Annotated in this window: 17 protein-coding genes; 9 read left to right on the top strand and 8 right to left on the bottom strand. The window is 70.8% G+C overall.

Annotated elements, in window-relative coordinates; translation table 11 throughout:
- The first annotated feature begins 10 nt into the window (after positions 1-10).
- The 7 genes from CAP_RS08350 to CAP_RS44005 all read left to right on the top strand — a co-directional run bounded on the left by CAP_RS08350 (position 11) and on the right by CAP_RS44005 (position 6,525).
- Complete coding sequence (locus CAP_RS08350) at positions 11-1,603, top strand: hypothetical protein (protein ID WP_156040602.1); 1,593 nt, start codon at positions 11-13, stop codon at positions 1,601-1,603.
- 14 nt (positions 1,604-1,617) lie between these two features.
- Positions 1,618-2,478 (top strand): hypothetical protein, encoded by an 861-nt coding sequence (locus CAP_RS08345; RefSeq protein ID WP_044238243.1) that lies wholly within the window; start codon positions 1,618-1,620, stop codon positions 2,476-2,478.
- Positions 2,456-3,187, top strand: a complete 732-nt coding sequence (locus CAP_RS08340) for a hypothetical protein (RefSeq protein ID WP_044238242.1) — start codon at positions 2,456-2,458, stop codon at positions 3,185-3,187. The genes CAP_RS08345 and CAP_RS08340 overlap by 23 nt, the downstream gene beginning before the upstream one ends.
- Positions 3,188-3,275: 88 nt before the next feature.
- Positions 3,276-4,262: a hypothetical protein gene (locus tag CAP_RS08335; protein WP_044238240.1), complete on the top strand. Its 987-nt coding sequence runs from the start codon at positions 3,276-3,278 to the stop codon at positions 4,260-4,262.
- Between the two features lie 187 nt (positions 4,263-4,449).
- Entirely contained in the window at positions 4,450-4,962 is a 513-nt protein-coding gene (locus CAP_RS08330) for a DUF1993 domain-containing protein (protein WP_044238238.1), read from the top strand.
- Between the two features lie 98 nt (positions 4,963-5,060).
- Positions 5,061-5,573, top strand: coding sequence for a DUF1993 domain-containing protein (locus tag CAP_RS08325; protein WP_044238236.1), 513 nt, complete (start codon positions 5,061-5,063; stop codon positions 5,571-5,573).
- Positions 5,574-5,742: 169 nt separating this feature from the next.
- On the top strand, positions 5,743-6,525 hold the full coding sequence (locus tag CAP_RS44005; RefSeq protein WP_052374503.1) for a hypothetical protein: 783 nt from the start codon (positions 5,743-5,745) through the stop codon (positions 6,523-6,525).
- A gap of 72 nt (positions 6,526-6,597) precedes the next feature.
- On the opposite strand, the gene CAP_RS08315 is transcribed toward CAP_RS44005, so the two are convergent.
- The 5 genes from CAP_RS08315 to CAP_RS08295 are packed head-to-tail and all read right to left on the bottom strand — an operon-like array spanning position 6,598 to position 10,823.
- Positions 6,598-7,860 (bottom strand): hypothetical protein, encoded by a 1,263-nt coding sequence (locus tag CAP_RS08315; RefSeq protein ID WP_044238235.1) that lies wholly within the window; start codon positions 7,858-7,860, stop codon positions 6,598-6,600.
- On the bottom strand, positions 7,857-8,783 hold the full coding sequence (locus CAP_RS08310) for a hypothetical protein (RefSeq protein ID WP_052374501.1): 927 nt from the start codon (positions 8,781-8,783) through the stop codon (positions 7,857-7,859). The genes CAP_RS08315 and CAP_RS08310 overlap by 4 nt, the downstream gene beginning before the upstream one ends.
- Entirely contained in the window at positions 8,780-9,607 is an 828-nt protein-coding gene (locus tag CAP_RS08305; RefSeq protein WP_044238231.1) for a hypothetical protein, read from the bottom strand. Before CAP_RS08305 ends, CAP_RS08310 begins: the two co-directional genes overlap by 4 nt.
- Positions 9,582-10,394: a ParA family protein gene (locus tag CAP_RS08300; RefSeq protein ID WP_044238227.1), complete on the bottom strand. Its 813-nt coding sequence runs from the start codon at positions 10,392-10,394 to the stop codon at positions 9,582-9,584. The genes CAP_RS08305 and CAP_RS08300 overlap by 26 nt, the downstream gene beginning before the upstream one ends.
- Before the next feature lie 12 nt (positions 10,395-10,406).
- On the bottom strand, positions 10,407-10,823 hold the full coding sequence (locus tag CAP_RS08295; RefSeq protein WP_044238224.1) for a hypothetical protein: 417 nt from the start codon (positions 10,821-10,823) through the stop codon (positions 10,407-10,409).
- Between the two features lie 247 nt (positions 10,824-11,070).
- Here CAP_RS08295 and CAP_RS08290 point away from each other — a divergent pair, with 247 nt between their 5' ends.
- On the top strand, positions 11,071-13,644 hold the full coding sequence (locus tag CAP_RS08290) for a CehA/McbA family metallohydrolase (protein ID WP_197041071.1): 2,574 nt from the start codon (positions 11,071-11,073) through the stop codon (positions 13,642-13,644).
- A 65-nt stretch (positions 13,645-13,709) separates the two neighbouring features.
- Here the strand turns inward: CAP_RS08290 and CAP_RS08285 are convergent, their stop codons facing one another.
- Positions 13,710-15,629 carry a serine/threonine-protein kinase gene (locus CAP_RS08285; protein WP_044238220.1) on the bottom strand — a complete coding sequence of 640 codons (1,920 nt, stop codon included), beginning with the start codon at positions 15,627-15,629 and terminating at the stop codon, positions 13,710-13,712.
- 111 nt (positions 15,630-15,740) lie between these two features.
- On the opposite strand from CAP_RS08285, the gene CAP_RS08280 reads away from it, so the two are divergent.
- The gene (locus CAP_RS08280; protein ID WP_044238218.1) at positions 15,741-16,481 is read left to right on the top strand and encodes a hypothetical protein; all 741 of its coding nucleotides are present in this window, start codon (positions 15,741-15,743) and stop codon (positions 16,479-16,481) included.
- Here CAP_RS08280 and CAP_RS08275 read toward each other — a convergent pair.
- Positions 16,478-17,755: an NHL repeat-containing protein gene (locus tag CAP_RS08275; RefSeq protein ID WP_044238216.1), complete on the bottom strand. Its 1,278-nt coding sequence runs from the start codon at positions 17,753-17,755 to the stop codon at positions 16,478-16,480. The two genes, CAP_RS08280 and CAP_RS08275, sit on opposite strands and share 4 nt — an antisense overlap.
- A gap of 89 nt (positions 17,756-17,844) precedes the next feature.
- The gene (locus CAP_RS08270) at positions 17,845-18,510 is read right to left on the bottom strand and encodes a TetR/AcrR family transcriptional regulator (protein WP_052374495.1); all 666 of its coding nucleotides are present in this window, start codon (positions 18,508-18,510) and stop codon (positions 17,845-17,847) included.
- Positions 18,511-18,626 lie beyond the last annotated feature (116 nt).

Genomic DNA, 18,626 nt, shown 5'->3' with positions numbered 1-18,626 from the left:
TGGGATCGCGATGAACCGGGTTCTCTCGTCGTTGCTGGCGTTGATGGTCGTGGCCTATCCCGGGATGGGGTGGTCGCAGGAGGACAGCAATAGCCTGTCGCGACCGCCGACCGGGAGTCCAGCGGGGCCACCAGGGCAGGCGGGGGGGCCTGGGCTGCCGTCGGGCGGGGGTGCGGCGGGGGGGCCTGGGCTGCCTGGGGCCGGAGGTGTCGCGCAGCCTGGGCAGGCGGGTGGACCCGCGGCGGGGGGGGCGTCGAACGGGGCGTTCCAGGGGCTGGAGCTGGTGGATGGGAGGACCGTTCCGGGGAAGGTCACGGAGAGCAAGCCGGGGGCGTACGCCATCGTGGAGCGGGCCGACGGGAAGCGGGAGGCGGTGGAGTGGAGCCGCATCAAGCGCATCGACGGGAAGGAGCCGCCGCCGGTGCCGCCGCCGGGGGACGCGGGCCTGATCCCGGAAGGGTTCTCGCCGGAGAAGATCACGAAGCTCGCGGATGCGGGGAAGAAGGCGTCGGAGCTTCTGCCAGGGCTGTTCGCACCGAAGAGCAGCGGGCAGATGATCGGGTCGATCAAGGGGGCGCAGGATCTGCTGGAGGCCGTGGGGCTGAAGCGGGGGCCGCCGTCGCCGTTCTTCGCCGCCTATCCGATGTTCATGATGCCGCTCTGCTTCGAGATGAGCCGCGGGACGGTGGGGCGGGTGGATGGGACCGGGGCGTTCGGGGCAGGATGCACGTACTTTCTCGTGCCGCTCTCGCTTGGTCTGCTGGTGGCGGGGCCGTTCCTGTCGCTGCTCGACGAGACCGAGGAGCTGAAGGGGACCACCACGCACCACCTGGATCTGTCGGTGTACGCGCTCGATTATCAGAAGAAGTCGGCGCTGACGGGGAGCTTCGCGCGGGAGCCTTCGGGAGGGATCCTGGGGAACAACCTGGGGTACGACCTGGGGTACACGTACATCCATCCGAGGTGGGGGGTGATGGGGTACGGGCACTTCACGCTGCAGCAGACGAGCATCGCGAGGTCGGATTACCTGCAGGTCTCCAGCGCGTTCGTGAAGGCGGACGCGCAGGTGGGGCTCGATGCGGTGCGGCTGCTGAGCGGGGGGAAGAAAGACAGCTACTGGTCGCAGCACACGGCGTTTTTCCGGATCGGGCCGAGCTTCTTTCACAACTGGATCCTGTCGCGGGACGTGAGCGCGCCAGGGGCCGGGGCGTCGGTGGACAACCCGCTCAACAACTCGATCCCGCTGGTGACAGGGGGTGGGTACGAGCTGGCGGCGGAGGTGGACTTCCGGTTCCCGGAGCTCTTCGGGTGGTCGCTCGGTGGGGTGCACTTCAAGTTCGAGCGGGGGTCGTACCCGGGGCTGTCGTTCCCGGATCTGAACCCGCGGGAAGGTGCGTTCATCGCCGTGATCGGGTTCGACGATCTGCGGCAAGGCGACTCGTACACCTGGCAGCGGCTGAAGCTGGAGCTGGAGCTGCCGATCAACTACTCGCGCTCCGGGGGGCTGTACCTGGGCGGGCAGCTCGTGAGCTACGAGAACAACTTCGGGAGCGGCGTGGACAACCGCGGGCTTTCGCTCGATTATCGCTACAGGTGGCAATGAAAGCGGGGTTTTGCATGGGGTCACGCCCGGCGAGGGTCGGGCGCGGGGCGCTGCGGGCGCTGCGGGCGCCGACAAGGCTGGCGACGCGGGCGACGGGGGCGACGCTGACCGTGCTCTCGGCGCTTTTGACGGGGGCGGCGGGGTGCAGCGAGGTGCCGCTGCCGACCGACTGCGGGGATGCGACGATGTCGATCGTCACCTTTCAGGGGAGCAAGTCGCCGGAGGAGGAGGATCAGATCCGGTCGTGCGTCGACATCCACGCGGCGTCGCGGCGGGACGCGACGGCGATGTCGGCGGGGCGCGATGAGTCGTTCGCGACGACCCAGCCCGGGGTCATTCCCTGGACGAACCTGACCTTCGGGGAAGCGATCGAGGCGTGCGGGCGCGCGGGGAAGTTCCTGTGCAACTCGGAGGAGCTGCAGGCCGTCGGTCCCGAGGCCGGGCTGCAGGGCGGGAGCGGGGCGCTGATCTTCGACGAGACGGCGATCACGGCGCTGTCGCCGACAGGGCCGGAGACGGAGGTGGCCCACCGGTTCGATCTGCTGAACCCGTACGACATGATCATCCGGGGTGAGACCGGGAAGCCTGCGTTCCCCGAGACATCGGGGTCGGTGGTGTACTGGACATCGTCGCCGGAGCGGTTCGACAACGATCAGGATCCGTCGATCCCGCTCATCCTGGGCAGGCTGTCGGAGGACAGGGCCGTGAGCGGGTACCTGCTGACGTCGCCGGTGCTGGACGAGAACTACCGTCATCCGCTGCTCGGGTTCCGGTGCTGCATCAACGCGAAGATGCGGGAGGCGTTCGAGCCTGTGCCGGCAGATCCGGGGCGCATCCGGGAGGAGGAGGACGATGTTCCGATCGAGGAGCCCTGAGCAGACGCGGTGGCGGTTCGCGCTGGCGTGCGCGGTGGGCGCAGCCGGGGGTGCGCTGCTCCTGACGGCGTGCGGGTCGGGGGACAAGGAGTGGGAAGAGCTGCCGGGGACGCTGGAACTCTTCGCGTATCCGATGCCGCCGGCCGCGGGGCAGGAGCTGGTGCTCGGGCTCCTGGCGACGAACGTGGGGCCGGTGGACGTGTTCCAGGGGGAGCAGCGGCTGGCGACGTTCGTGAGGGTGGATCTGGCAGAGCGGGTCGACTTCCGGGTGACGGCGGTGTCCGCGGAGCTGCCGCGGGCAGTGGCGGTGGCGTACGATTACGAGAGGCTGGAGGTCGGAGCGGTGCCGTACGAGGGGGCGACCCCCGAGCCGGAGCCGGAGCCCGAGCCGGGGCCGTTCGCGGAGAACTGTCCCGGGGTGGTCGATCTAAGCGCGCAGGAGTGCTCGGTGGAGGGGGGCGCGGCGGTGCACGTGCGCGTGAGGAACGACGGGCCGAACCCGGTGTCGGTGTACAACCGGCCGGTGTCGATCGGGGATCCGAGCCAGTGCATCCTCGACATCAAGGCGCTCACGGCGTCAGGGGCGGTGTCGGAGTTCGAGGCCACGGCCGGGGCGGTGATCCGGGTGCTCGACGACGTGACCATCCAGGTGGTGCGCGAGGTGCGGCTGCCGGAGGTGGCGGCGTGCGATCTCGTGCTCGGGCCGTGACGCGAGGCGGCGCGCGGCGGCGCACACGGAGCGCAGGATCCCGCGGCCGGTGCGCTGGCTGCGGGGTGGATGGATGTTACCCTCATCCATGGCCTGGCGTTTCCTCCCCACCGTCGATCTGGAGTCCGCGTCGATCTCGTTCACGCTGCCGGCGCGCACGAAGCTGCAGCGCGGGGGGCCAGGGGGGCTGGCGAGCGTCACCACCTCGGAGAAGGCGCACGCGACGACGATCCGGCTGACGCTGGGGCCGGCGCTGTTCCGGATGACGTTCGAGCCGCACCTGGTGGTGGACCTGCCGCTGCCGCTCGGGGACATGGGGCTGCAAGGGATGGACCTCGACTTCCGGACCGGGACGATCACCGCGAACGTGTGGCACGTGGGCGGGGGGATCCCGGTGGGGAAGGACCAGGCGGTGGACGAGGCGCGGGCGTGGATGCGGAAGCTGGTGACGTCGACGCCGCTGGCGATCGCACCGTACGATCCGAGCCAGGACCGGGACCTGGTGCTGTCGTTCCAGCAGGTGCTCGCGAACCTGGAAGGTGACGGGGGGTCGACGACGGCGCTGGCGAAGGACGTGAGCCTGTCGGCGACGCTGACGGTGCAGGAGGAGATGGCCGCCGATGTGGGGCCAGGAGGCTTCCGGGTGCCCGCGGGGGCGAAGGTGACGCTGCGGGTGGACCTGGCCGGGAAGCCCGCAGAGGTGCAGAAGGCGCCGAAGCTCACGCAGGCGGTGGTGGAGTGCACGTCGGTGGTGCTGCGGAAGGATGGGGCGGACCAGGCGGAGGTGGGGCGGTTCAGGCTGCGGCCCGGCGGCGCGATCACGGTGGAGCAGGTGAAGGCGCTGGGGGAGGCGGGGCAGATCGCGGGGGTGGAGAGCCTGATCCGGCTGATCGGCGCGCTGGGGAGCCACGGGGCGCTCGGGATGGATCCGGCGAAGATCGCGCCGAGCGCGGTGGAGGGGCTGGTGAAGCAGGAGATCGAGGCGACGCTGCGGCCGGCGCTGCTGCAGTGGGTGCGCGACAATGCGGGGATGGTGGCGGGGATCGATCTGAAGGCGGCGCTCGGGATCGCGTGAGGGCCGCGCCTGGCGCAGCAGCCCGCGGCCGACGACGGGTGCACCGACGGGAACGACCCCATCGTGACGGCACCGGCCTGCACCATCACCAGGCTCCCCAACCAGCAGTGCCTCGCCCGGCCGCAGCCTCTGAACCCGCTGTGGTAATGGGCTCCTCGCACGAGGAAGCTCGTGCGAGGAGGAAGGCATGAATCTCTACCATAGCTGTATCCCGCAGATGACGAACACGCTCCGGCAGGCGCGCACCTGGCTGGACAAGGCGCAGGCGTTCGCCGAGCAGAAGAAGATCGATCCCGAGGTGCTGCTCGGGTCGCGGCTCGCGCCGGATCAGTGGGCGCTCTGGCGGCAGCTCCAGTCGTTCGCCATGGCGTCGGAGCGGGTCGGCGCGATGCTGACCGGGGCGGCGCCTCCGCAGCAGGAGATGAAGCAGGAGAACCTCGCCGAGCTGCGGGCGCGCCTCGACAGGACGCTGGAGGCGCTGCAGGCGCTGAAGCCGGAGCAGTTCGAGGGGGCGGAGGAGCGCATGATCGGGCTGCCGTTCATGCCGGGCAAGGGGATGACGGGGAGCAACATGGTGCTCCAGTTCGCCCTGCCGAACTTCTACTTCCACGCCTCGATGGCCTACGCGATCCTGCGGCACAACGGCGTCGAGCTGGGGAAGATAGACTTCCTCGGGCAGCTCGACATCCGCGACATCTGAGCCACGCGCGCTGACGGTGACCGTCCGGTGGGGCTTGGCGAGGTTGTCGGGTCCCGCCGGGTGGCCTTTCTGCCATTCCCTCGCAAGCAAAGGACTGCATGAAGCTCCACGACAGACTCGTTCCCCCCATGGCCCTCATGGTCCGCCAGGTGCGCGGCTGGCTCGACAAGGCCGAAGCGTTCGCGGCGCAGAAGAAGATCGATCCCGAGGTGCTGCTCTCGGCGCGGCTCGCGCCCGATCAATGGCACCTGCGGCGGCAGATCCAGATGGTCGCCTGGTTCCCGACGCAGCTCCGTACGATGCTCGCGGGCGAGGAGTTGAAGCAGTTCACGCTGGTCGAGGAGCCGCTCGGAGACCTGCGGGCGAGCCTCGATCGGGCGCTCGTGGCGCTGGAGGCGCTGACGCCGGAGCTGCTCGACAGCGCGGCGGACCGGACGTTCGCCATGCCCGCCACCCCGGGCAAAGGGATGCTGGGGACCGATCTGGTGGGGCAGATGATCCTGCCGAACTTCTATTTCCACGCCGCGATGACGTACGCGATCCTGCGGCACAACGGCGTCGAGCTGGGGAAGATGGACTTCCTCGGACCGATCGACATCCGCGACCTGTGAGCGCGTAGCGCCGAAGAAGGCAGACCGACGCGGTGCGGCATTCCAGAGTGTGGCCGGCATGGGATGGGCGAAAAAGCAGGAGTCGGAAGGCGCGGGCACTCCGGCCACGTATAATGGCGCCCTGAACGGCGCGGTCCGCGGCTGCGTCCATGGAGGCTTGAAGAGTTCTATGAAGAAGCTGTTGATCCTGGGCGGACTGACCTTCTCGGCGCTGGCGATGATCGGCGTCGGTTGTGGCGGTGACGAGAACACCAACGGGAACTCCGAGGGCACTGGCGCGGGGACGACGACCAGCACCAACGAAGGCGGCAGCGGCGGCACCGGAGGCATCGGCGGCGGCGGGAGCGGCGGGAGCGGCGGGAGCGGCGGGAGCGGAGAGGGCGGGAGCGTCAGCTACCCGGACACGCCCTGCGGGAACTACTGCGAGCACATGGACGACATCAACGTGTGCCCCGAGGGCTCCGGGAACTGCGTCACGAGCTGCCAGCTCACGGAGGGCCTCGCGCCCTGGTGCGATGACATCCTGGCGACGTACTACCAGTGTGGCGCCGAGGCGCCCGAGGCGAGCTTCGTGTGCAGCCAGGGGGAGCCGGGGCTCGCGGAGGGCGCGTGCTCGGCCGAGCAGGCTGACTTGCGGGGCTGCTACTTCGAGGGGCCCGCGGGCGGGCTGCCCGACATGACGGCCGATTGCCAGGCGTACTGCGATGCGTCGGCGGCGCTCGCGTGCGCGCCCGTGGACTGCCTGCAAACCTGCCTCGACAGCATGGCCGACGCAGAGAACTGCAATGGGGCCAAGGCCATCCAGGTTCACTGCCTGGCGCAGCAGCCCGCGGCGCAGTACCAGTGCACCAACGGAGACAATCCCGTGCCCACGGCGACGGGATGCTTCCTCAGCGGCATCCTCTACGACGGCTGCATCGCGGAAGCGCCGGCCCCGAGCCCGCTGTGGTGATGGGCCACTGGCACGAGGTGCTCGACATCCGCGACCTGTGACGGGAGCGCCGCGGCGCTTCCGGGCCGCGGCTCACTCGTTGGAGGCGTCGACGCGGACCTCGCAGACGGGGTCGCCGCGCAGGGGGGAGCGGACCTCTTCGACGGTGAGCCGCGGGCCGCTGCGGAAGAGCGCGGGGTAGGTGTCGGGGCGGATGGGCTCGGGGGCAAGGTAGTCGACGCGCGTGAGGAGCTGCATCAGGCCGAGGGCGGTGCCCTGGAGGAAGAGCAGGCGGCGGCGCAGCGTGGCGCCGTGGCGGATGCTGTAATAGGCGCCCTCGGGGGTGAGGGGGCACTGGAGGGTGAGGGAGCGGCCAGGGAGGTACTCGGCGGCGGAGAGCGCGCCCCAGCCGAGCGCGCGGCAGAGGCCGAGGAGCTGGTCGAGGCGCTCGCGGGGGTCGCTCCGGGGGGTGACGGTGCCGTGGGCGGGAGAGGCGAGGAGGCCGCCGACGAGGTGGAAGGTGCCGAGCTGGGCGGCCTCGCGCACCAGCGCTTCGAAGACGGGGGCGAGGTCGGGGGAGCGGCGCTCGATGAGGTGCAGGGTGTCGAAGGTGATCTGGGCGGCGTAGCTGACGGGGACCAGGGCGAGGTAGGCGCCGCAGGCGCTGATGAGGCCGCGGGTGTCGGCGGTGAGGGTGTCGAGGAGCGGGGCGGCGGGTGGGGCGAGGACCGCGGCGGGAGGGACGCTCCAGCCGTCACTGCCCGAGGGCAAGGGGTCGATGGCCTCGACGAGGGCGCGGGTGATGACCACGCCGAAGCGCGGTAGCTCGGCGCGGCGGGTGAGGGTGAAGGTGCAGGTCTTGTCGCCGCGGGCGGCGCAGCGGACCTCCTCGGCCTCGAAGCGGCCCCAGTCGGAGGGGAAGGCGAGGCTCGCGGCGGCGGAGCAGTAGCCGGCGGCGAAGGTGTCGACGGGGACGCGGGTGGGGGCGCGGCCGCCATGGCGGAGGAGGGAGCCGGCAGCGTGGTGGAGGGCGTCGGCGTGCACGGAGCCTCCTTCAGGGCCGAGGTCGAAGCGGAGGTGGCCATGGCCCAGGGCGGCGAAGAGCTCCTCGGCGGCGGTGAGCTTGTCCCTGGGGGCGAAGGCGCGGCGCTCGGTGAAGCGGGGGCCGAGGATGGCGTGCGCGGCCTCGAAGGCGGCCTGGCGGCGCAGGGCGAGGCTCTCGCCGCCGAGGGCGTCGACGAGGGTCTGTTCGAGGAAGAGGGTGTGGTGGTGGGAGAGGGCGAGGACGAGCTGGTCGCCGAGGCCAAGCAGGCCGCGGGGTCGTAGCTCGCGGGCGAGGGCGCCGAGAGAGGTCACAGGAGCCTCCGGAGGGCTGCGCGGTCGAGGCCGAGGATTTCCTCGACGGCCGTTTCGAGGCGCGGTACGGCTTCGGGACCTATAGAAGTGGGGTGCTCCAGCGCGGCGGGCGGGATGCCAGCGCGCAGGGAGACGCGGAGGCGCGCGACGTGGGGCTCAGGGGCGAGGGCGCTCACCAGCTCCAGGAGGCGGCGGGCGCGGTCGCCCTCCCCGACGACGGAGCGGGGGGCGCTGTCGGCGGTCGAGGTGGGCTCTCCCACGTCGCTGACCTCGCCCCGAGGTAGCTCCGGGGAGAGGGTGGAGGTCAGCCGGCTTGCAAGGAGGCGCGCCATGCCGAGGGGCAGGGCAGCATCGAAGAGGCAGACCACCAGGTAAGCGCGGACACGGCGAAGCAGGACGATGCAGCCGCTTTCCTCCAGGGTGATGAGGGGCTCGGAGGGCTCCCGGGGGGGTCGGGAGGAGAGGACCGCAGGGCTGGTGCGGAAGGGAAGAGGGGTGCCGCCAGGTGTCCCCGGAGACCCGGAGGCGGTGGCGAGAGATCGCTGGGAAAACGTCTCTGTGGGGGTCGTGTGCGCGAGGCGCGGGTCTCCGGGAGAGGTGGTGTGAGTCCCAGCAGACCCGAGGGGGGCGCGGGCGCCCGAGGTGCCGCGGGCCACATCGGTGAGGGAGGGTGCGGAGCTGCTGCGGCGCAGTCGGGCAGGGAGGGCGAGGGCTGCTCCCTGGGAGGCGCGGTAGGCAGCGCAGAGGGCAGGGGCGAGTTCGGTGAGGGGCAGGAGTGTGCCCTCGCGCACGAAGGCTGCGTGGATGTGGGCGTCGCCGAGGTGGATGGCGAGGAAGGCTTCGAGGCCCTGGGTCCCGTAGGCGATGCCTTCGAGGGGGATGGGTCCGGAGGGGGGGTCGGGCGGTGCGACGCCGGAGGTCACGCGGGTCCTCCGAGGGCGTCGCCGAGGGTCTGGAGGCAGGCGAGGCGGATGGCGCCGGCTTGCCGGGGGGTGAGCGGTGAGGGGCAGACCATGCCGACGAGGTAGCCGTTGCCGCGCACCTGGAAGCCGATGAGCTGGAAGTAGGGGCCCTCGCCGAGGTGCAGCTCGAAGGCGCCGGAAGGGGGGGCGCCCGGGAGGGACTTGGCGAGGGCGGCGGCGGCGGCGGCGATCCAGCCGGAGGCGGCGAGGCGGGTCTCGTCGTGGATGGGGCCGACGACGGGCAGGCCCGCGGCGTCGGCGAGAAAGACGTCGGTGGCCTGGGTGACGCGGGCGATCCACTCGGCGACCTTCTCGCAGCGCTGGAGGGGGCTCTGGATGGCGGAGAGATCGGGCAGCGGGGGGTCGGGGATGGCCGCCGGGAGGTGGGCCGCGTGCGCGGGAAGGTCTGGCTGCGCTGGCCGGGCCATGGAGGGCGGCGGGGGAGGAACGGCGATGCGGGAGAGGGGGGCGCTGCGCGCCGAGGGGAGGCCCGGGTCGTCGTCGCGCACCGAGGGAGGCAGCGCGCTGCGGAGGCTGGGCCCGCTGCCGGTGTCGGCGGTGGACGAGGGGGGAAGATCGCTGTGGGTGGCGATGCGGGCCATGCCGTCGAGGGAGGACGGGGGGGCCGAAGGGGGGCGCGGGGGTGCTTCGTCGAGGTTGAAGGAGACGAGAGGCTGGTCGCTGCCAGGGCGGTGGGGCTCGGGCTTCGCGGCAGGCTCGGTGACCAGCGCCGTGGCGGCGACGACCGCCTGGTCGAGGTCAAAGGAGGAGCGGGATCGGGCCATCGTCGTCGTCCTCCTCGGGGCGTGGCTGGATCCTGTCGAGCACGTCGCTGGCGAGCTGGTCGAACAGTCGGGAGAGGGGCGGAGGGCGCTTCTGCATGAGCAGGAGCGGCGCGCCGCGGAGCGAGGCTTCGAGGAAGGTCTCGTCGCGCGGGATGATCGTGTCGAGGATGATGCCGCCCGGGAACTTGGTCCACAGCGTCTCGGCGACCTCCAGGGAGGCAGGGGTCTGCCTGTCGAACATGGAGAGGATGACGCCGAGGAGCGTGAGCTTGGGGTTCTTCTCGGCGCGCACGCGGTCGACGAGGGCGAGCATCTGGCCGAGGGAGCGGAGGGCGAGGGGCTCTGCCTGGAGCGGGGTGAGGACGTGGGTGCCCGCTTCGAGGGCGCGCGTCGTGACGCGGCCGAGGCCCGCAGGGCAGTCGAGGACGACGAGGTCGAAGTCGCCGCGGAGCTGGCCGACGATGCCGGGGAGCACCGGGCCGCGGGTGAGGGCCTCCTCGAAGCCGCCGACGGTGGCGGGGTCGACGCGGCCGACCAGAAGGACCTGGAGCTGGGGGTCGCGGGTCTTGAGGATGACGTCGGGGAGCGCTTCGGCGCCGGTCATCACCTCGGCGAGGCCAGGGCGGGCGCGGTCGGCGAGGCCGAGTGAGAGGCCGACGCTTCCCTGCGCGTCGAGCTCCATGATGAGGGTGCGCTGACCCGTCCGCGCCAGGGCGAGTCCCAGGTTGAGCGAGATCGTCGTTTTTCCCACCCCACCCTTCTGGCTCGCGACCACGACAATGTGCATGGGTGCCGCCGATCAGAGCGCGGCGATGCGCTTCATGAACGCGCCACAGAGGTCGCTGCCGGCGTTGCGCTGGCGCTCGATGGTGAGCCCATCGCGGAAGATGCGGTCGGCGCTCTCGTTGTTGCCAAGCTCGACGTGGCAGATGCCGAGCAGCTCGTAGTCGGATGGCTCGCCGTGGCGGCTGACCAGCTCGGTGAGCGGCTGGAGGGCGCTGCGGAAGGCGTCGGTCATGGCCTCGGTGAGCTTCGGGGGGACGCCCTTGGCGAAGACCATGAGCCGGAGCGCCTGGCGCTGATCCTCGGGCTTGCACTCGCCGAACCACGCGCTCGAGAACAGCTCACGGTAGCCCGCGTAGGCGTCGTCGAGGTTGCCCGCGCGGGCTTGCGTGTGGATTGTTTTGACCGCGTTGACCAGCGCATCTTTCGACATGATGCCGGCACCATACACGGGCGGCGAGCGGTCGGGGAGGGAGGGTGACGGGTGGTGGACGGCTCGGACGGCGTGTCCAACGTGGTGCTTTGTGTCCTCGTGGTGGCAGACGACCCCTCAGGGCACGACTCTGTCTCCCCCTCCCTGCCCTCCCCCCTCCCATGCCCGGCCCGAGGAATGGCGATCCTTGCCGGGGTAAGGTCGGGTAGTCTCGGCACCTATGATCCGGCGGTACCGTCTCGGCCTGGTGTCCTTCGCGCTTCTCGCTGTGCTGCCCGCTTGCTCCGGCGACGACGAGAAGAAACCCCCGACCAACCCCGAGGCCTGCGTTCCACCCGAAGGTGGCGAGGTGTTCGAAGCCGGGAGCGCCGAGGGGCACCCGGATCCCCTGGGCGCGAAGGAGGCTGGTCAGGCGCGGGCCGGGCGCATCAAGGACGCGGCGAACTTCCCGCAGCCAGCACACGGGCGGCAGGGGATCACGAACGGGGACATCGTCCTCATCAACGACAAGATCTCGGTGGTGATCGAGGACCTCGGGCTGAGCGACGGGTACAGCCGGTTCGGCGGGGAGATCATCGCCGTCGACAGGGTGGGCGACGACGGCAAGCCGCTCGGGCTGTCGTACTACCAGGAGACGCTCGCCGGGATCGGGACGGAGTCGATCCTGCCGGACTCGCTGACCATCATCAACGATGGCTCGAACGGCGAGGCGGCGGTGGTGAGGGCGTCGGGCGTGCTCGCCCCGATCCCGTTCATCGCGGACTCGCTCGGGGCGATCTTCGCGAGCTACGGGCTGCGGGCCACGCACGACTTCGTGCTGGAGCCCGGGGCGGAGTACGTGCGGGTGCGGATGAGCGTCATCAACGACCGCAACCAGCCCATCGACTTCGGGGTGGAGCGCGACGGCAGCGACGAGCTGGTGGGGTTCTTCCACGGCAGCCAGGCGCAGACGGTGACGCCGGAGTTCGGGTACGGGGATCCGACGAGCTCGGTCTCGTGGGTGGGCTTCGACTCCGGCAAGTCGAGCTTCGCGTGGCGCGCGCCGCGGGGTCCGATGGACTTCGCGCTGACCCAGTCGGGCTTCGCCCTGTTCCTGGGGCCCGCCTTCATCGCGGAGGCGTGCGCCGTGACCACCGTCGAGCACGCGGACATCATCGCGGGCGGTCCTGGCTACGATGGGCTGCGCGAGGCGGTCCGGCGGGTGGACGGCGAGGAGGCCTGGCGCGAGGTGCGCGGGCGGGTCACGAACGCGGCGGGCGACGGGGTGGCGGGGGCGTGGGTCCACGCGGAGAACGCGGCGGGCGAGTACCTGTCACGCACGACCACGGCCGATGACGGGACCTTCTCGATCCACGCGCCCCCGGGCGACGACGTGGTGCTGGTGCCGCAAAGCCAGGGCTACCCCATGCACGAGGGCATGACGGTGCCGCCCGGGGAGAGCGAGGCGGACCTGGCCTTCGCGGCGAACGGGACGCTGCACGTGGTGGCGACCGACGACTCGGGGCAGGTGCGGCTCCCGGTGCGGATCCAGGTGGTGCCGACCGAACCCATCGCCGCGTGGCCGTCCGCGTACGGCGTGAAGGACGAGGTGAACGGGCGGCTCTACCAGGAGTTCGCGGTGACCGGCGAGGCGACGCTGGTGGTGCCGCCCGGCGAGCACCAGGTGATCGTCACCCGCGGGTTCGAGTACGAGCAGGTCACCAGCGCGATCAACGTGGACGCCGGGGACATGGTGGAAGTCCCCGCGACGCTGGAGCAGACCGTGGACACCACCAACGTGTTCTGCGCCGACTTCCACATCCACTCGTGGTACTCGGCCGACTCCAGCGACCCCATCGACTACAAGCTGAAGGGCGCGGTGGCCGACGGGCTTGATATCCCCGTCTCCAGCGAGCACGAGTGGGTGGCCGATTTCCAGCCGATCATCGAGCGCATGGAGCTCGAGGCCTGGGCCTTCGGCATCCCCGCCGAGGAGCTCACCACCTTCAAGTTCGGTCACTTCGGCGTCTTCCCGCTCCAGCCCAAGCCGGGGATGCTCAACAACGGCGCGGTCGACTGGATCGGCATGACCCCCGGGGGGCTCTTCGACGCGGCGCACAGCCAGCCCGAGAGCCCGATGGTGATCGTCAACCACCCGAGCGACAGCTCGATCATGGGCTACTTCCGCATGGCCGGCTACGATCGCGAGACGGGCCGCGGCCTCGACGACACGTGGAGCGACCACTTCGACGCGATCGAGGTGTTCAACGACTCCGACTTCGAGGGCAGCCGCGAGAACTCGGTGGGCGACTGGTTCTCGCTGCTCAACGCCGGGTATCGCTTCTGGGCGACGGGCGCCTCGGACTCGCACCACCTGCGCACCAGCGCCGTCGGCTACCCGCGCACCTGCCTCACCTTCGATCACGACGACATCGGGATGCTGACGGCGACGTCGGTGCAGGAGGCGATGGCGAAGGGCGCGGCGACGATCAGCGGTGGGCTGTTCATGACCGTGGAGGGTCCCGGAGGCGTGGGCCCCGGCGGGACGGTGACGACGGCGGCGAACGGGTCGGCGACCTTCACCGTGACCGTGCAGGCGCCGAGCTGGGTGGATGCCAGGACGCTGGAGACCATCGTCAACGGCGTGTCGGTCTCGGTGGAGGATCTGATGCCCATCGGCCCCGGCCCCGGGAAGCGGTTCATGGTGCAGGTACCGGTGGAGCGGGACGCCGCCCGCGACGTGAACTGGGTGGTGTTCCACGCGAAGGGCGAGGGAGACCTCGCGCCGATGCTCCCCGGCAAGCGGCCCTTCGCCGTCTCCAACCCGATCTTCCTGGAGTGATTTGAGCCGCGGGGGGGGCGCGCAGGACCTGTCTACCCCAGCCGCCCCCAGCCGCCCCGCCGTGACTACGGTCTGCTGGAGGGCTGCATCACCAGGGTGGTGGCGCCCTGGCAGGTGACGTTGACGGTCTGTCCCTTGGTCAGCCACTCGGGGTACTTGCTCTTGCCAGGGCGGGCGAGCCGTACAAACCACTGCCCGCAGCGCACCTGCAAGGGCGCGTTCGCCTCGCCGAGGTAGCGGCCGCTGATGTAGACGCCGGCCTCCTCCGGGAAGGTGATGGTCAGGAGGCCGGAGCCTGCGGGGAGCGTGGCGGCGTCAGGAGCCGGTCGCGCGGCGGGCTGCGTGGACGGGAGGGTCTGGGGCGGGAGCGCGGGAGGGAGCGGGTTCCCCGTCGGGCGGACGCTCGCGGTGGGCGCGGTCGGCGTCGGGGGCTGGTCGGTCGCGGGGCGCGGGGTGCGGTAGGCGATGACGATCCAGACCACGGCCACCAGCGTGGCGGTCGCCGCCGAGACGATGACAGTGCCGATCACCGAGCGGGAGGAGGGGACGAAGGAGCGCGATTGCGTGACCTCGGTGGCGACGTTGGACGGCGTCCCCGACCCGAGCGAAGGTGGCGCACCGAAGGCGGGCGTCCCGCTCGGGAGCGTGGGCGGGGGGCCGAACTGGGTGGGCGGGGGGCCGAACTGGATCGGGCCTGGCGTGGGCGTCAGGGCGGGATCAGACGCGGAGGTCACCGTCACGGCAGCGGCAGGCAACGGGGTGCCGATGGCTGGCGCGAGGACGACCGCCCCTGGCAGTGGCGTGCCTGCGGCAGGGAGCCGGGGGGGAGGGCCGAACTGGATCTGCGACGGCGACTCCACCGTGTTGCGGGCCACGGGAGGCTTGCCTGCGGCCACAGCCGGGGGCGCCGGCGGCTGATCGTCGGCGGGCTCCACGTCGTCGGCCGACAGCTCGGTCGCGCCATCCTCGCTGCTCTCGATGCTCTCCGCAGGGAGCCGCGCCGTGCCGGGCACCTTCATGAAGAAGCCGCCCTTGGCCTTCACGGGGATGGTCGGGCGCCGCACGTCTTCACCGTCGGCGTCCTCGATCTCGATGGTGGCGTGCACCGACTGGATGCAGCGGATCAGCTCGCCCTTGCCGACCTCGGGGCGCAGCACGCGCGTCAGGGTCTTCTCGATGATCCCGCAGTCGGTCTTGCGCTCCTCGGGCTTCGGCGAGAGCGCGGCCTCGATCATGGCCATCACCGGCTGCGGCACGTCGGGCCTGAGCGTGGAGATCTGCGCGGGCCGCGAGCCGTCGACGGGCGGTCTGCGGCCGGCGAGCATCGCCCATAGCAGGAGGCCCACCGTGTACACGTCGGCCTTGCTCGTGGCGCGCTCGCCGCGGGACTGCTCGGGGGCCATGTAGCCGGGCGTCCCCTTGACCATGCCGACCACGGTGTCGGGCGTGCGGCCGAGGATCTTGCCGAGCCCGAAGCCGGTGACCCGCACCTGACCATCCCACCCGATGACGATGTTGCCGGGGTGGATGTTGCGGTGGATGACGGGCGCGGGCTCCCCCTGCTGGTCGAGGGCAGAGTGCGCGTGCGCGAGGGCGCCCGAGACCTGCTGCATGATGTAGTAGATGGAGGCATCGCCGAGCTTCTGCTGGCGGCTCACCAGGTGGCGCAGGAAGCGGTCGAGGTGCACGCCTTCCACGTGCTCCAGGACGAGCACGAGCTTCTCCTCGTGCTCGAAGAAGTCGTACATCCGGACGATGGCCGGGTGGTTGAGGCGCGAGCAGATCCACGCTTCGCGGGCCAGCTCCTCGGCGAAGCGGCTGTCGCCCTCGACGGTGTTCGGGACCAGCTTCAGCTCGCAGTTGCGCTGGAAACCGAGGGGCCCGTCGACGCGGGCCAGGTAAACGCTGGTCGATCCGGCCCCGCTAAGGCGCTTGAGGACCTTGTAGGTCCCAAGTGTCTCGGGGACGGGCTCCGCGGGGAACATCGGTTGGGATCCTACAGCACCGTCCACCCGCTACCCAAACTCGTGGCCTGTTACCTGCACATCTCCCCCGAGATTGCCCCCTTTCCCGGGTGTGGCGTACGCTGTGGCCGCATGCGGCAGTGGGGCGTCTGGCTCATGGTGGCGGTACTCCTGGCCATGCCATCCGCCTGCGGGGCGCCCGCCAGACCGGCACGGGGCGAGCCTGTGGTGACCGTCGCCCTCCCCGGGCTGCCGGTCGACGCCCAGGCCAGCGCCGAAGAGGCCCAGCCCTCTCCGAGCGCCGAGCCTACCGGGGGCAGACAGAAGCGTATCATCCAGGCGCTGGGCGAGATCCATGTGGGGCAGTCCGTGAACGAGGTCCGGAGCCTGCTCGGGCGCGAGGCGCGCCTGGTGCCCGAGAGGGAGGAGCGGGATCTGTGGCAACACAGCGGGTATGACCCGGACCGGGAGCTGGTCTTCGTCCTCGGCTTCGACGAGGTGCTCGTCTACGAGAGCGTCCCCCCAGGGTGGCCGCCATTCTGGAAGATCTACGTCCAGGAGGGGCGCGTGGTGCTCTTCAAGGTCACCGCGTACCAGGAGGGCGCGGAGGGGCTCGCTTCGGTGGGGTTCCCGCCGTCATGCTTCCTGACGCGCTCCCCGGCCGGCGTGAAGCAGACCTTCGGGCAGCCCGACGTCTGGGTGCGGGAGCGTCATGGCTCGCAGCAGGTGTTCCACTATCTGGGGCAGGGGATCAGCGTGGTCGTGGTGGAAGACGCCATCCAGGTGTTCGACATCTTCGGAGAACTCCCGCTGGCGCGGCGAGAGCGGGTGCATCACGCACTCTCGCCAGATCCGCAGCGGTCTGGAGACTAGGGCGTGACGATCAGCGGCTTGGGCGTGCTCTGGATGGTGCCGTTCGTGCCGAGCTGGTTGGTCCAGTACACGTGGGTGTCGTCGAGCGCGAGGCCGTAGGGCGACTGGAGCCCCGCGGCCAGGGCGTAGACCAAGCCGTCCGGCGAAGCGCGCATCACAGTGCCACTCGCGGCGTTGGCCCAGTACAGGCCGGTCGCGTCGACGCCGATGACCCTCGGGTTGCCCTGGCCCACCGCGACCGTTTCGACGGTGCCGCCGGCCTTGAGGACCCGATTCACGGTGCCGGTCGCGCTCGTCGTCCAGTAGACGTGGGTCGCGTCGACGGCGATCTCGCGCACCTCGCCCTGGTTGGTGGCGAGCGTGGTCGGCTGCCCTCCCAGGCCATCCTTCTGCACGCTCAGCACGGCGCCCGTGTCGCGCAGGACCCAGTAGGCGTGGGTGTCGTCGACGGCGATGCCGTTGGGCACGCCGCCCGTGGCCAGGGTCTCGATGGTACCCGTGCCCATGGATCCCCTCAGGACGCGCCTCACGCCGCCGCTGCCCTCGTGGAACGTCCAGTAGACGTGGGTGTCGTCGAGCGCGATCCCGAACGGGTAGGGCTGGGGTTCGGCGAGGGTGATGGGCGGCATGCTGCCATCGGCCGGTGCCTCGCGGATGGACCCGTTGTTGTTGCCTGACAGGCCGCGGTTGACCCAGTAGACGTGGGTCGCGTCGGCGACGATGCCGGCGGGGTTCAACTCCGCGGCAGCGACCACGGTCAGGCCCGTGCCGTCGAGCAGCGAGGTGGCCACGGAGTCGTCGCCGAAGTTGGTCCAGAAGAGTGAGCCGCCACCGATGGTGAGGTAGCTCGGCTCGTCCTGCATGGTGATGAGGGTCGAGACTGCGGTGAGGACGCAGTTGCCCGCCTCACAGGTGCCGCCGTTGCAGTCGTTGTCGCACGTACCGCAGTGGAGCGCGTCCACCGCGAGCGACACCTCGCAGCCGTTGGCCGCGTTGCCGTCGCAGTTCTCGTAGCCCGGATCGCAGACGAGCGCGCCACCCTGGCCGCCAGCACCGCCGAGGCCACCGGCACCGCCCGCGCCACCGAGGCCCCCTGCGCCGCCGAGGCCCCCTGCACCTCCTGCGCCTCCCGCGCCGCCCGTACCCCCCGCGCCGCCTTGCGCTCCGCTCGTCGAGGTGGGCTGTGAGGAGCCGTCGTCGCCGGAGCAAGCGGGGACCGCGCCCACCAGAAGGAGCGCGAGGATCAAGCCAAAGCGGTGCGAGATAGCATGCACGGAGACCTCCTTAAACTTACCGAGGCAGCATACACGAACCCGCGTCGGAGGCGGGCAGATGCGCGAGCGTGAAGCGGGATTCCGACGCTTCAGGGCGGCGCTGACAGCGCCCCGGACGCGCGCAGCGTGGCGAGGAGCATCTCCAGGAGGAAGTCGCGCAGGGCCGCGAGAGGCAGCTCGCGCCGCTCCACCCAGTCGAGGCTCGTGGCCTCCGCGAGGCCGATCCAGCCGCGCAGCGCCAGGCGCAGGGCCGCAGCGTTTCCCAGCACGGGCGCGAACGGTGAGTCGTCCACGCCCTGGAGCAGGTGTTCGAGGAAGGTGACCCGGGTCTGCTCGATGATGGCCGCCACGTCGGGATCGGAGCCGATGCTCCCGCGGAAGAGGGTGGTGTAGGCGCGCGCGTGGCGCGCTACGTAATCGAGGTAGGCCTCGACGCCGTGCCGGACGCGTTCGAGAGGCGGGACGTCTTCCCCCACGCGCACCGTCTGTTCGAGGAGCTGCCGCGCCGCCTCGCTCAAGCAGGCCGCGTAGAAGTCACGCTTGGTGGGGAAGTAGTGATAGAGGAGCCCCTTGGAGACGCTGGCGGCGCGCGCCACGTCGTCGACGGACACCTCGTCGTAGGAGCGCTCGTAAAAGGCGGCCAGCCCGAGCGCGACGAGCTGGGCGCGGCGCTCGTCGAGCTCGAGGCGCACCCGGGTGCCACGCGCGGAGGCGTTCTTCCTCGGAGATGAGGTCGAGCGGCGGACGGCGCACATGAGGGGAGGCCTTAGTACAGCGTTCGACCGCGCAGCGGTGGACCAACCGCCCCGTCATTCAGGGAAACTGTGCTTTCGAGGCAAGGACAGTCTGTTGACCTTCGTTCAACAACGCG

The organism is Chondromyces apiculatus DSM 436 (assembly GCF_000601485.1).
GTDB classification, from domain to species: Bacteria; Myxococcota_A; Polyangia; order Polyangiales; family Polyangiaceae; genus Chondromyces; species Chondromyces apiculatus.
The sequence above is the reverse complement of the archived record's forward strand: the minus strand, read 5'-3'. Positions and strand labels throughout refer to the sequence as shown.

Excerpts from the sequence above, each read along its gene's own strand:
- CAP_RS08350 (WP_156040602.1), top strand. The coding sequence starts at position 11 with ATGAACCGGGTTCTCTCGTCGTTGCTGGCGTTGATGGTCGTGGCCTAT.
- CAP_RS08345 (WP_044238243.1), top strand. The coding sequence starts at position 1,618 with ATGGGGTCACGCCCGGCGAGGGTCGGGCGCGGGGCGCTGCGGGCGCTG.
- CAP_RS08340 (WP_044238242.1), top strand. The coding sequence starts at position 2,456 with ATGTTCCGATCGAGGAGCCCTGAGCAGACGCGGTGGCGGTTCGCGCTG.
- CAP_RS08335 (WP_044238240.1), top strand. The coding sequence starts at position 3,276 with ATGGCCTGGCGTTTCCTCCCCACCGTCGATCTGGAGTCCGCGTCGATC.
- CAP_RS08330 (WP_044238238.1), top strand. The coding sequence starts at position 4,450 with ATGAATCTCTACCATAGCTGTATCCCGCAGATGACGAACACGCTCCGG.
- CAP_RS08325 (WP_044238236.1), top strand. The coding sequence starts at position 5,061 with ATGAAGCTCCACGACAGACTCGTTCCCCCCATGGCCCTCATGGTCCGC.
- CAP_RS44005 (WP_052374503.1), top strand. The coding sequence starts at position 5,743 with ATGAAGAAGCTGTTGATCCTGGGCGGACTGACCTTCTCGGCGCTGGCG.
- CAP_RS08305 (WP_044238231.1), bottom strand. The coding sequence starts at position 9,607 with ATGGCCCGATCCCGCTCCTCCTTTGACCTCGACCAGGCGGTCGTCGCC.
- CAP_RS08300 (WP_044238227.1), bottom strand. The coding sequence starts at position 10,394 with ATGCACATTGTCGTGGTCGCGAGCCAGAAGGGTGGGGTGGGAAAAACG.
- CAP_RS08295 (WP_044238224.1), bottom strand. The coding sequence starts at position 10,823 with ATGTCGAAAGATGCGCTGGTCAACGCGGTCAAAACAATCCACACGCAA.
- CAP_RS08285 (WP_044238220.1), bottom strand. The coding sequence starts at position 15,629 with ATGTTCCCCGCGGAGCCCGTCCCCGAGACACTTGGGACCTACAAGGTC.
- CAP_RS08280 (WP_044238218.1), top strand. The coding sequence starts at position 15,741 with ATGCGGCAGTGGGGCGTCTGGCTCATGGTGGCGGTACTCCTGGCCATG.
- CAP_RS08270 (WP_052374495.1), bottom strand. The coding sequence starts at position 18,510 with ATGTGCGCCGTCCGCCGCTCGACCTCATCTCCGAGGAAGAACGCCTCC.